10 protein-coding genes are annotated in these 12,772 nt (G+C 73.6%); 4 read left to right on the top strand and 6 right to left on the bottom strand.

The genetic code is table 11. The features are described from left to right. Position 1: 1 nt before the first annotated feature. Positions 2-472, top strand: a complete 471-nt coding sequence (locus BCD49_RS12025; RefSeq protein WP_007516648.1) for a DUF3515 family protein — start codon at positions 2-4, stop codon at positions 470-472. Between the two features lie 73 nt (positions 473-545). Here the strand turns inward: BCD49_RS12025 and BCD49_RS12030 are convergent, their stop codons facing one another. Then, positions 546-1,688 (bottom strand): D-alanine--D-alanine ligase family protein, encoded by a 1,143-nt coding sequence (locus BCD49_RS12030; RefSeq protein WP_071041484.1) that lies wholly within the window; start codon positions 1,686-1,688, stop codon positions 546-548. Positions 1,689-2,112: 424 nt separating this feature from the next. On the opposite strand from BCD49_RS12030, the gene murA reads away from it, so the two are divergent. Further along, positions 2,113-3,522 carry a UDP-N-acetylglucosamine 1-carboxyvinyltransferase gene (gene murA / locus BCD49_RS12035; protein WP_007516644.1) on the top strand — a complete coding sequence of 470 codons (1,410 nt, stop codon included), beginning with the start codon at positions 2,113-2,115 and terminating at the stop codon, positions 3,520-3,522. A 121-nt stretch (positions 3,523-3,643) separates the two neighbouring features. On the opposite strand, the gene BCD49_RS12040 is transcribed toward murA, so the two are convergent. Next, positions 3,644-4,732 carry an NAD(P)H-dependent glycerol-3-phosphate dehydrogenase gene (locus BCD49_RS12040; protein ID WP_007516642.1) on the bottom strand — a complete coding sequence of 363 codons (1,089 nt, stop codon included), beginning with the start codon at positions 4,730-4,732 and terminating at the stop codon, positions 3,644-3,646. Positions 4,733-5,069: 337 nt separating this feature from the next. On the opposite strand from BCD49_RS12040, the gene cofC reads away from it, so the two are divergent. Then, positions 5,070-5,786, top strand: coding sequence for a 2-phospho-L-lactate guanylyltransferase (cofC, locus tag BCD49_RS12045; protein WP_071041485.1), 717 nt, complete (start codon positions 5,070-5,072; stop codon positions 5,784-5,786). Between the two features lie 22 nt (positions 5,787-5,808). Here cofC and BCD49_RS12050 read toward each other — a convergent pair whose 3' ends face one another. Continuing rightward, positions 5,809-7,161: an EAL domain-containing protein gene (locus tag BCD49_RS12050; protein WP_007516357.1), complete on the bottom strand. Its 1,353-nt coding sequence runs from the start codon at positions 7,159-7,161 to the stop codon at positions 5,809-5,811. 304 nt (positions 7,162-7,465) lie between these two features. Further along, a complete protein-coding gene (locus BCD49_RS12055; RefSeq protein ID WP_335341687.1) occupies positions 7,466-8,494 on the bottom strand; it encodes a transglutaminase family protein in 1,029 nt (342 codons plus the stop codon). Positions 8,495-8,727: 233 nt separating this feature from the next. Between BCD49_RS12055 and BCD49_RS12060 the strand changes: the two genes are divergently transcribed. Then, on the top strand, positions 8,728-11,007 hold the full coding sequence (locus BCD49_RS12060; RefSeq protein ID WP_007516354.1) for an RNA degradosome polyphosphate kinase: 2,280 nt from the start codon (positions 8,728-8,730) through the stop codon (positions 11,005-11,007). Between the two features lie 93 nt (positions 11,008-11,100). On the opposite strand, the gene BCD49_RS12065 is transcribed toward BCD49_RS12060, so the two are convergent. Then, positions 11,101-11,382, bottom strand: coding sequence for an HU family DNA-binding protein (locus BCD49_RS12065; RefSeq protein WP_007516353.1), 282 nt, complete (start codon positions 11,380-11,382; stop codon positions 11,101-11,103). Positions 11,383-11,882: 500 nt separating this feature from the next. After that, positions 11,883-12,476, bottom strand: coding sequence for a 3-isopropylmalate dehydratase small subunit (gene leuD, locus BCD49_RS12070; RefSeq protein ID WP_007516352.1), 594 nt, complete (start codon positions 12,474-12,476; stop codon positions 11,883-11,885). Positions 12,477-12,772: the final 296 nt, after the last annotated feature.

Consider the following 12,772-nt stretch of genomic DNA (forward strand, 5'->3'; position numbering starts at 1 on the left):
GATGACGAGATGGCGGGCGGCCGGCCTGACGGTGGCGGCGGCGGCGCTGTTCGCCGCGGGGTGCTCGGGTGGGTCCGCCGCGGTGGCGGTGACGGGTGCGCCGGCGCCCACCGGTGAGACCGCGACGTCGTGCCGAGCCCTGCTGGACGCGCTGCCCGATTCCCTCGGCGACGGGCTGGACCGGCGTCAGGTCACCCCGCAGGGGGTGTCCGCCGCCGCGTTCGGCTCGGCGCCGGTCCTGGTCACCTGCGGGGCCGAGGGGGTCGCCGCCGGCTACCGGCCGGACTCGGTCGTCTCCGAGCACGACGGCGTGAAGTGGTTCCCGGAGGACGCCGCTGGAAGGTCACGCTGGTCGACGCCGACCAGGCGGCCACAGGTGACGCTCACCTTTCCGGACGACGTCCTGCCCTACAACGTGATCGCAGCCGTCACCCCCGCGGTCCTGGCTCACACCGCCGACACCGCTCTCTGAGCGCGGCGGGGCCGCAGGGGTACGGGGTGCGGGGTCCGCAGGGCTGAAGGGGCAGGGTTCGCGCGGGTTCGGCCTACCGGAGACCGCTGCCGTGATCCAGCGCCAGCTGGATGAGGCGATCGACCAGAGCCGGGTAGTCCAGGCCGCTGGCCGCCCACATCCGGGGGAACAGCGAGGTGGGGGTGAAGCCCGGCATCGTGTTCACCTCGTTGAGGATCACCTCGCCGGCCGCGGTGAGGAAGACGTCGACGCKGGCGAGCCCGGCGCAGTCGAGCGCGCGGAACGCGGCGGCCGCCGCGGCGCGCACCCGGTCGGCGATCTCGGTCGGCAGGTCGGCGGGCACGTCCAGGCGGGTGTTCGAGGAGACGTACTTGGCCTCGAAGTCGTAGAAACCGGCCGAGGAGTCGACGACGATCTCCGCCGGGGCGCTGGCCTCCGGCTCGCCGCCGCCGAGCCGGTCGAGCACCCCGCACTCGATCTCCCGGCCGACGATCGCCGCCTCGACGAGCACCTTCGGGTCCGACTCACGCGCCGTCTTGATCGCGGTGTCCAGATCCTCCCAGGCGTCCACCCGGCTGATCCCGATGCTCGACCCGCCCCTCGCGGGCTTGACGAACACCGGCAGTCCCAGCCGCTCCTTGTCGGTGTCCAGCAGGGTCTCCCCCGCCCGCAGCACCGCGTACGGACCGACGCGCAGGCCGGCCGCCGCCAGCAGGGCCTTCATGTGCTGCTTGTCCATCGCGGCGGCGCTGGCGAACACCCCGGAGCCGACGTACGGAAGCCCGGCCATCTCCAGCAGGCCCTGGATCGTGCCGTCCTCACCGTAGGGACCGTGCAGGAGCGGAAAGACCACGTCGACGTCCAGGCCACCGGGGCTCCCGCCGGCTTCCGTCGCCGGGGCGGCCACGGCCCCTGCCCCCGTGACGGGCTCCAACGCGACGAGGGCGGCCCCGTTCGGGTCAGGAGGAAGGATGACGCCCTGGCCCGCGCCCGAACGCACCTCGGGCAGCTCAAGACCGCTGCCGGCCAGGGCCGCCGGGTCGTCGGGCAGTACCAGCCACTGGCCGTCCGGCGTGATACCCACCGGCACGACCTCGTAGCGATCGCGATCCACCGCGGCCAGTACCCCACGGGCGGAGACACAGGAGATCGCATGCTCAGTGCTGCGCCCGCCGAACACGATCGCCAACCGGGGCCTTCGCGCGAAGCCAGCCATGCGGGGACAGTAGCCGATGGCATATTGCGGCCGGGTGAACCTCTTCTTATTGGCCCACTTCTCCCGGTTCTTTACGGCCTTCCGATGCGCTGGCCGGTGCGGGCGGAAGTCACCCGGAGTGGGCGACAAGCGGTGTCCGCGTGAGGCGGTGTGGGCGAGAAGTGGTGCCGCCCCCGAACCGGGTGCCGCCGGCCTGGGCGGCCCGAGCCGTCTGGTTGAATCCCCAGGGCCGACTGTGGTCGGCCCGAAGCCCCTGAGTCGTCGGATCGCGACCGAGAGTGATCGCGCGTCCGATCTTGGCCAGTACCCCGGGGGCGGGCCGCGGAGTTCGCCGCCAAGTACGGCGCCTCGTGGCCCGCCTCATCCGCCCGAGGGGCACCCCCGGACCCCCGGGAGTCCTGCCCCGACCGCGAGGAGGCGTCCCATGCCCCAGACCTCCCAGCCAGCCAGCCCMGCCGCCCCGCCGCTGGCCCCCACCGCGACCGATCGGCACCGGTACCGGATCATCGGCGGGCAGCCGCTGGTCGGCTCCGTCGAGGTCTCCGGCGCCAAGAACTCGGTGACCAAGCTCCTGGTCGCGACGCTGCTGACGGACGAGCCGTGCACGCTGGCGCGGGTGCCCCGCATCGTCGAGGTCGACGTCGTCCTCGGGATGCTGGCCGAGCTCGGCGCCGAGGTCGAGTGGCTCGACGACCACCGGGTGCGCATCGCGACGCCGCGTATCGCCGACGCGTCGCTGTCCGAGGCGTACTCGGGCGTCAACCGGATCCCGATCCTGATGATGGGCCCGCTGCTGCACCGGGTCGGTGAGGCCGTCGTCCCGCTGCCCGGCGGCTGCCGGATCGGGAAGCGCCCCGTCGACTTCCACCTGGCCGGGCTGCGCGCGATGGGCGCGGAGATCGTCGAGCAGGTCCGGTCGGTCCAGGTCAAGACGCTGGGCCTGCACGGCGCGCACGTCGAGCTGCCGTTCCCGAGCGTCGGCGCCACCGAGAACCTGCTGCTCGCCGCCGTCCGCGCGAAGGGCACCACGGTGATCTCGAACGCCGCCGTCGAGCCCGAGGTGATCGACCTCATCCTCTTCCTGCAGCGGATGGGCGCCCTGGTCGACGTCGAGGTGGATCGCACGATCGTGGTCCAGGGCGTGGACCGGCTGCACGGCGCCGACCACACCGCGATCCCCGACCGGATCGAGGTGGCCTCGTTCGCCGCGGCGGCGGTGGCGACGAACGGCCGCGTCGACGTGCGCGGCGCCCGCCAGGAGGACGTCGCGACGTTCCTGAACCACCTGCGCCGCCTCGGCGGCGAGTTCCGGGTCACCGACAGCGGGATCACCTTCTACCGGGACCGGGAGCTCACCGCGACCCACGTGCAGACCGACGTCCACCCCGGCTACATGACCGACTGGCAGCAGCCGCTGGTCGTGCTGCTCACCCAGGCGCGGGGCGCGTCGGTCGTCCACGAGACGATCTATGAGGACCGGTTCGGCTACACCCGCCAGCTCAACGAGATGGGCGCGAGCATCGCGCTGTCGACGACCTGCCTCGGCGGCAAGGCCTGCCGGTTCGCCTCCAGGGACTTCGAGCACTCGGCGGTCGTGTCCGGGCCGACCCCGCTGGTCGGCGGCGACCTGGAGATCCCGGACCTGCGCGCCGGCTTCGCCTACATCATGGCCGCGCTGGTCGCGGGCGGCGCCAGCATGATCTCGGGGACCCGGTTCCTCGAGCGCGGCTACGAGGACCCGGTCGGCAAGCTCCGCTCGATCGGCGCCCTCATCGAGACGCTGCCGCCCGCCACGGCCCTTCCCACCCAGCCGCCCGCGCCCGCGGCCGGCTGAACCGCGCGGCCGCGCGCGACCCGTTGGTTCCGGGGTTCGTGACCTCAGGACAACGGGGCTCCACCCGGGGCTTCACACCGGGCTTCACACCGGATCCGGCCGCGCTCCGGCCTGTATCGGCCTACAGGTCCGGGCGCGCCGGGGTCCGGCGGGCGGCCGCGGCCGCGTCGGCGTCCGTCCGGTACTCGGGGCCTGGCTCCCGGCTCATCAGGTCCTTGACGGCCTCCAGCGGCGGCAGTCCGTCGTAGAGCACCCGTTCCACCTGTCGGCTGATCGGCATGTGCACGCCGAGCCGGTCGGCGAGCGCGAGCAGCGGACGACACGAACGCACTCCTTCCGCCACCTGCCGCTGTTCGGCCAGCGCCGCCTCCAGCGTCATCCCGCGGCCGAGCTTCTCGCCCAGGGTCCGGTTGCGCGACAGCGGCGAGCAACAGGTCGCGACCAGGTCGCCGAGACCCGCGAGCCCGGCGAAGGTCATGGGGTCGGCGCCCAGCGCCACGCCCAGCCGGGAGGTCTCGGCGAGTCCCCGGGTGATGAGCGACGCGACGCTGTTCGCCCCGAACCCCAGGCCCTCGACCATGCCGGCGGCGAGCGCGATGACGTTCTTCGTCGCACCGCCGAGCTCGCAGCCGACGACGTCGCCGTTCGTGTAGGGGCGCAGGTAGGGCGTCCAGCAGGCGGCCTGGACGGCGGCGGCGGTCGCGGCCGAGGCGCTGGCGATGACGGTCGCCGCCGGGTCCTCGGCCGCGATCTCCCTGGCCAGGTTCGGCCCGCTGACGACGGCGATCCGCTCCGGGCCGCAACCGGCGACCTCGCCGATCACCTCGCTCATCCGCCGGCTGCTGCCGTCCTCGATGCCCTTCATCAGGCTCACGAAGACCGCCGACGGCTCGACCATCGGCGCCCAGAGGGCCAGCGCCGGGCGCAGCGCCTGCGCCGGCACGGCCAGCACCACCAGGTCGGCCCCGGCCAGCGCCTCGGCCGGGTCGGACGTCGCCAGCACCTGGTCTGGTAACCGGACCTCGGGCAGGTAACGCGGGTTCTGATGCTCGCGGTTGATCGTCGCCGCCAGCGCGTCATCGCGGGTGACCAGGGTCACCCGCCGCCCGGCATCCGCGAGGATCTTCGCGAAGACCGTCCCCCACGACCCGGCGGTGAGCACCGCGACCGCGGGGCGCGGACCGCCGCCGTCACTGCCGTTCGTCGTCATGCTGCCGAAGTCTCATCCACTCGTAACCGGCTCGTCGACCAGCCCGGCCGTACCGGGCTTGGGCCGACGTTATGTCAGTGCCATAGGTGGGACGCGGCCGCCACCATGGCGGGGCCCACGGTGGAACCCGCCGAACGTGGTCTCGCAGTGCGTGCGCTTCCCTGCCCATTCCCGCCCTCCGCCCATTCGGCTGGATCTGGATCCCGCGGGGAGTGCCCGTGGCACAGCCGGTGTGACAGATGATCGCCGGCATCGCCGCTGTGGAAACACCGCGCGGGCCGCGCGAGTTCTCGCCGGTGCCGCCCCGCCCCGCGAGGCGAGCCCATATGGTCGGGTCGTGGCGGGCGGGCGACCCCAGGGGTGGATCGTCGTGCTGCCGTTGAAACGGCTGGGCGCGGCCAAGAGCCGCCTGGAGCACCCCGGCCGGGCGCTCCTGGCGCTCGCGATGGCGACCGACACCGCCGCCGCGGCGGCGGCCGTCGGCCGCGATGTCGTGGCCGGCGTGCTGCTGGTGACCAACGACCCGGCCGCGACCGCCGCGATCACGGGTCGCGCCGCGGACGGCGACGACGCCTCGGCCGGGTATCCCGCGGACGGTGGCGGCCCGGCGCCGGTGCTGGCCGTGCCCGACCTGCCCGACCGGGGGCTCAACGCGGCGCTGCGGCACGGCGCCAGGATCGCGGCGCGACGCTGGCCGGGGCACGGCGTCGCCGCGATGTCTGCCGACCTGGCGGCGCTGCGGCCGGCCGAGCTGCGCGCCGCGCTGCTGGCGGCGCCGGCCGCCGGGCGCGCGGTCCTCGCCGACGCGGCCGGAACGGGCACCGTCCTGCTGTGCGCCGCGGCGGGCAGCGAGCTGCTCCCCCAGTTCGGCGTGGACAGCCACGCGCTGCACGTGCGGTCCGGCGCCGTCGACCTGACCGGCGGGCTCGCGACCACGGTGCCCGGCCTGCGCCGCGACGTCGACACGGTCACCGACCTCGCGGCCGCGCGGCTGCTGGGCGTCGGCCCCGCGACCAGCGCCGTGCTCGCCACGGCGGCGGCCAACGCCGGCTGACCGTCGAGGCCATCGGGCGGCGTCATGAGCCCAGGTACGCGCCGATGGCCGAGCCAGCCAGCGGCGCGATGGGCGCGGCCGCCACCAGCAGCGGCGCGAGCGCCGCCAGCGGCGCGGGCCGGGCGAACAGGTAGCCCTGGCCCAGCTCGCAGCCGAGCAGGGCGAGGTCGGCGCGCTGCGCCCGCCGCTCGATGCCCTCGGCGACCACGACGGCGCCCAGCGAGCGCGCGACGGTGATCACCGATCGTCCGAGCCGCGAGGCCCGACCGGGGCCGAGCGGGTTCTCTATCAGGCCCCGGTCGAGCTTCACGACGTTGACGGGCAGCTCGTGCAGCGCCGCGAGCGTCGTGTGCCCGGCGCCGACGTCGTCCATCGCGATGCTTGGCCCCAGCGCCTGGACGGCCTCCAGCACCCGCGCGGCGACGGCCAGGTCGGTGATCCGGAACGTCTCAGTGATCTCGACGACGAGCCGGCGCGGGTCCAGCCCGCTGGCGGCGAAGGCCCTGGCGAACACGTCGGGCAACGCGAGGTCGGCGAGCCGGGAGGCGGAGACGTTGACGTGCAACCGGGGCGCCGGTGTGCCCTGCCCCGACGGCAGCACCGCGGCGACCTCGGCGCAGGCCCTGCCCAGCACGAGCTCGTCGAGCGTGCCCACCAGGCCGCCGTCCTCGGCGGCGGCGACGAACGTCAGCGGCGGCACCGGGCCCCGCCCCGGCTCGGTCCACCGCGCCAGTGCCTCCAGCCCGACGACCGCGCCGTCGAGCAGCCGCACGATCGGCTGGTAGTGCACGTCGAAGCCGGCCTCGTCCCAGCCGTGGCGGCGCACGGTCACGAGCGCCTCCGCCAGCCGGACGCCCAGGGCCGCCCCGGTGACCTTCCCGGCGCGGCTCACGCCGACCTGCGCGGCCCGCTTCCCCACCTGCTCCGCGCCGGCTCCCAGCGCGGCCCCCAGGTCAGCCACCGCGACGACGCCGGCCGGGAGCGGTCTCGGCAGGATGACGAGGGCGGCGGCGGCCAGCAACGGGGCCGCGAGCGCCCCCGCGGCCACCGCTGCCCGCGCGAACCCGGACGCGGGCGCGTAGCCGAGCCCCACGCCGGCGGCCTGCAGGACGGTCCAGCCCGCGAGCGTCATCGTCAGGCGGCGCAGCCAGCCGCGATCGGCCGCTGCCGCCCGCCACAGCGACCAGCCGGCCACACCGGTGGCGGCGACACCCGCGCCGGCGGCGCCGGCCTCGACGACCGTCACCGCGCTGTCGTCGGTGACCACCCGGGCGAGCCCGGCCACCAGCGCCGCGAGCAGCGGTACCACCGCGGCCGGCCGCGCCGGCACCGGCGAGGCCGGCGCCGGCCGGCTCCCGGCGTCGATGTGTGTCACGGCCGCAGCCGCCTCCCTCTGCCGCACCGCGCGGTGCTTCCCGCGCTCGGTCCAGCCATCGGAGCGCGTCGAGCTGGCGCGCCCGCTCAGGCGCGCCTCCGAACGGTGTCCTGGAGCCGGATACCCGCCGCCGCCCCGGCCCGCCAGCCCGGCGAGGGCAGGTCGGGCCGCCAGACGGTCATGCCAGTCGTGCATCCAGCTCGCGCACACTTTGACACGGACCGTATCCGTACGGTCGCGGCGCACCGCAACGAGTCGCGAATGAATCACGACCAGTCGCCGAATTGGCGATCGAGTGGGGAGTTCAGGCGCCGATCAGGCCAACGACGTCGACACACTGGCTCGCGGTGAGCGCCCCGCGACCGCTGCCTCGGTACACGCCGGAGGTCGGCATGACGTCGCGGTAGTCCCGTCCGGCCGCGATGGTCACGTACCGGCGGTCGGCGAGCCGGTCGTGGCACGGGTCGAGCGCCACCGCCACGGCGCCGGCGCCGCCGGGCGCCGCCCAGGACGGCCGGGCCGAACCCGGCGTCGTCGGGCCGGGCGGCGGCGGCGCCCAGCCGTCGGGCAGGACCACCTCGACCCAGGCGTGCGACTCGCCGTCCCCGACCAGGTGGCCGAGCACGTACCGGGCCGGGATGCCCGCCGCCCTGCACAACGCGATCATCACGTGCGCCTGGTCCTGGCAGACGCCGGCACCGCCGGCGACCGCCTGCGCGGCGGTCGTCCCGACGTGGGTCGACCCCGGGCGGTACGCGATGTTCTCGAACACCCACGCGCAGCACCGGCGCGCGGTCGTCAGCGGATCCGGGCCGCCGAGCCGGCTGGCGACCGCGGTGAGCGTCTCGTCCGCGGCGGTCAGCGGGGTGGGGGTGAGCAGCCGCCGGCCGGTGAGCGCGGACGCCGGCAGCGCGGGCCAGCCCGCGGACGGACCGCGTTCGACGATCGCCGTGACGTCGAAGTCGAGAACGGCGGGCACCTCGTCGAGGGTGACGGTCGCGGCCCGAGCCCCGTCGGGTCCGCGTTCCCAGCGGACGAGCGCCGCCGGCGCCGAGACGGCCAACTCCGAGTGCCGAGCGGTCTGGTCGCCGTGACGGCGCGGCGGCAGCACGACCAGGCGATGCGCCAGGTCGTGCGCGGGGCCGTCGTAGCTGTACCGGAGCCGCTGGTGGATCCGGTAGGTCACCCGCGCGGCCGCGGCGAGGTCCGCCACGCCCGCGTCGACGACGGGAAGGCCGAGCGGGTCGTCAACGGTGGCGGGCTGGCCGGCGCCCGGGGGAACCGCCGGGGTGCCGGGATCGGCGTGGCGCGGCCGAGACAGCAGATCCTGCACGGTCAGYGCACCATCCCATCCCCCGCCGGGCGGCGACACTCGCCAGTCTGCGGAGTGAGTCGCCTCGTAACACACCCGGAACCGATCGTCCGCCCCAAGTGTTTCCCCTTCATTAACGAATATCGCATGGACGCCGAGCGCCGTAAGCACCGAGCCGGACGCGCCGAGTGACGACCGACGCAGGACATCGGGATAAGCTGCCGAGTTCACCTCGGGCTGGCACCATCGCTGGCATGGCCGAGGTGGTGGCGACGAGGTCCGGTACCCAGTCCGAACAGGGCTCAGATCAGCAGCGTCGCAAGCCCCGCAGTGCCCTGCTGGAGCCGCTGGAAGCGCCCAGGGCCCCACTGCCGTCCGATCTCCCGGGCGACCGGTTCATCAACCGTGAGACGTCCTGGCTGGACTTCAACGCACGGGTGCTGGCGCTGGCCGAGGACGTGAGCACCCCCCTGCTGGAACGGGCCAAATTCCTCGCGATCTTCGCGAGCAACCTGGACGAGTTCTACATGGTCCGGGTGGCCGGGCTGATGCGGCGGGAGGCCACCGGGCTCACCGTGCGCTCCGCCGACGGGCTTACGCCCCGCGCGCAGCTCGACCTGATCAGCGGTCAGACCGCCCAGGTCACCGACCGCGCGGCCCGCTGCTTCACCGACGAGGTGCTGCCCTCGCTCGCGCACGCCGGCATCAGCATCCGGTTCTGGCACCAGCTCACCACCGAGCAGCAACAGCGCCTGCACGAGTACTTCCACGACCAGATCTTCCCGGTGCTCACCCCGCTCGCCGTGGACCCCGCGCACCCGTTCCCGTACATCAGCGGCCTGTCGCTCAACCTCGCGGTGACGGTGCGGGACCCGGGCGACGAGGTCGAGCGCTTCGCCCGGGTGAAGGTGCCGCAGAACGTCCCCCGGCTGATCCGGGTGGACCTGTCACCCGAGGAAGCCGGCGCCAGGCCGGGCGGTGCCGACGGGACGGCCGCCCAGAACGGCGCCACGGGCGGCGGCGAGGGCGGCTCCGAGGAGCCGGAGCCCGACCGCTACGCGTGCTTCGTGCCGTTGGAAGAGGTGATCGCCGCCCATCTGTCCCAGCTGTTCCCGGGGATGGAGGTGGTCGACTCCCACATGTTCCGGGTGACCCGCAACGCCGATCTCGAGGTCGAGGAGGACGAGGCGGAGGACCTGCTGCAGGCCCTGGAGCGTGAGCTCGCCCGCCGCCGTTTCGGCCCCGCGGTGCGCCTGGAGGTGGACGCGGACATCGACGACGGCCTGCTGAAGATGCTCTGCCGCGAGCTGGAGGTCTCGCCCCGGCACGTGCACAGGGTGCACGGCCTGCTCGACCTGTCGGTGCTGTGGGCGCTGTTCGACCTCGACCGGCCGGAGCTGAAGTTCCCCCCGCGGGTACCGGTGACCCACCCGAGCCTGGTCACCGAGGCGGGCGAGGCGGCGGACTTCTTCGCGGTGCTGCGCGAGCGCGACGTGCTCGTCCACCATCCCTACGACTCGTTCACCACCTCCGTGCAGCGCTTCATCGAGCAGGCCGCGGCTGACCCGCGGGTGCTGGCGATCAAGCAGACGCTGTACCGGACCTCCGGCGACTCCCCGATCGTGGACGCGCTGGTCGCGGCGGCCGAGGCGGGCAAGCAGGTGGTCGTGCTCGTCGAGATCAAGGCGAGGTTCGACGAGAGCGCCAACATCCGGTGGGCACGTGAGCTGGAGCGGGCGGGCTGCCACGTGGTCTACGGCCTGATCGGGCTGAAGACCCACACCAAGACCTGCCTGGTCGTCCGCCAGGAGGAGGACGGGCTGCGCCGGTACTGCCACGTCGGCACCGGCAACTACAACCCGAAGACGGCCAGGCTCTACGAGGACCTCGGCCTGCTCACGGCGGACGAACAGGTCGGTGCGGACCTGACCGACCTGTTCAACGTGCTCACCGGCTACAGCCGCCAGACGGTGTACCGGTCGCTGCTGGTCGCCCCGGAGCGCATGCGCGACAGCATCGTCGAACGGATCGAGCGGGAGGCGGCCGCCGCCAGGGCCGGCGAGCCCTCCGGGATCCGGGTCAAGGTGAACAGCCTGGTCGACGAGCAGGTCATCGACGCGCTCTACCGGGCGTCCCGGGACGGCGTACCGGTGCGCTGCCTGGTGCGCGGCATCTGCGCGCTGCGCCCAGGAATGCCCGGCCTGTCCGAGACCGTGCTGGTGCGCTCGGTCCTGGGCCGCTACCTGGAGCACAGCCGGGTGCTGGACTTCACCTCGTCGGACGAGGTCTGGATCGGCAGCGCGGACATGATGCACCGCAACCTGGACCGCCGGGTCGAGGCGCTGGTCCGCGTCACGCAGGCCGACAACCGGACAGCCCTGCGCCGGATGTTGGACTACGCGTTCTCCCCCGAGGTCTCCGCCTGGGAACTGCGACAGGACGGTCGTTGGGAGCGCCGCGCCACCGGGCCGCTGGAGAACCGTCTCTCCGACTACCAGGCCGACCTCGCCGCCTGGGCGCTGCGCCGCGCCTGAAGCCACGTCGCGGACGCGGCTCGGCCCGCCGTTTTCGCCGCCCTTCTGGCGGTGAAATACGGCGGGCCGACGCGGCCCGTTCCGGGCTAGGAGCTAGCCCTGCGACGAAACGCTGGACTTGAAGTCCGAGCCCGGGCGGAACTTCGGCACCACCGACGCGGGGACGTGCACCGGCTCGCCGGTCGCCGGGTTGCGCCCGGTCCGCTCGGCACGCTCCACCCGCTCGAAGACGCCGAAACCGGTGATCGTCACCTTCTCGCCATTCGAGACGGCCTCCTGGATCGCGTGGAACACCGCGTCGACGGCCTTGGTCGCGTTCGACCGGCCGCCTTCGATCTGCTGAGCAATGGCGTCAACCAACTGGGACTTGTTCACAACAACCTCCGGACACCCCCCGCGGCTGCGGTGGGGAGCAGATCGGGCATCACACTGCGCTGCACCGTAGGCATCTCCACTGTCGAGGGCAATTCCCAGAAGCGTGTCGCGTCACACAAACCCGCACGTCAACGGGTTCGGGACAATCGGCGACCGGATCACCACCTCCCGGTGACAGCACACGGCCGAACACGATCGGCGCAATGAACCGGCTGATTTCTGGTCTGTTTCAGACGTTCTGTTACCGTATGGTCGCCCGTCGACGCGGCCGACGCGGCCCCGTTTACTCCTGAGCGCGCAGCGCGAGCCATTGGCGGCGGGGTCAGTGCCGCTGCTCACCCTGTCCGCGGCCTGACACCAGGATGACCAGCTTCTTCAGCTCACTCGAGCGGAACGGCACCGCCGGGCCAGAGCCCCGTCGCCCCAGGAGTCCCGCCCGAGACAGCCAGGTCCCCGTCGCCAGGTGGGCGACGGGGACCTGGGTTCGGCTCGGCGAGAGGTCAGACCGGCGTGGTGGTGGGCAGCCAGGACGGGCGGTCCTGCTCGAACGCCGTGATGGCGTCGGCGTGGCGCAGCGTGAGCCCGACGTCGTCGAGCCCCTCCATGAGACGCCAGCGGGTGAAGTCGTCCAGCTCGAAGGGGGCGACGATGCCGGCGCCGCGGACCTCGCGGGCGGCGAGGTCGACGGTGATCTCCGTCGCCGGGTCCGCCTCGACGGCCGCGAGCAGCGCGTCGACGGTCTCGGCCGGCAGGACGACCGTCAGCAGGCCGTTGCCCAGCGAGTTGCCGCGGAAGATGTCGGCGAACTTCGGCGCGATGACGGCGCGGAAGCCGAAGTCCTGCAAGGCCCAGACGGCGTGCTCACGGGAGGAGCCGGAGCCGAAGTTGGGCCCGGCCAGCAGGATCGTGGCGCCGGCATGGGCCGCGTTGTTGAGCACGAACGACGGGTCGCGGCGCCACTCTGAGAACAGGCCGGCGCCGAAGCCGGTGCGCTCGATCCGCTTGAGCCAGTCGCTGGGGATGATCTGGTCGGTGTCGACGTCGCTGCGCCGCAGCGGCACCGCCCGGCCGGTGTGCGTGGTGAACGCCTCCATCGGGCGCTCTCCCTTCTGAGACGAGGTTCGAGAGGTTGTTCAGGTCGTGACCTTCAGCGGCGGGTGACCGTGCGGGCGCGGAGGCGCCTCGCGGAGGCCCGACCCACGAGCGAAGCGACGTGCTCCGGACAAGACCCGCTGTGGCTTGGTGACGTGAAGTTGGTGGGTGACCCCGCGGCGCGGAGGCGCGCCTCGCGGAGGCCCGGCCCACGAGCGAAGCGAGGTGGGCCGGGCCGCAGCGAGGTCGCCGCAGCGCCCGTGAGCGCAGGAGGACGGCGCGCGGAGGTCCCGTGGGA

It is taken from the genome of Pseudofrankia sp. EUN1h, assembly GCF_001854645.1.
In the GTDB taxonomy this organism is placed as follows: Bacteria; Actinomycetota; Actinomycetes; order Frankiales; family Frankiaceae; genus Pseudofrankia; species Pseudofrankia saprophytica.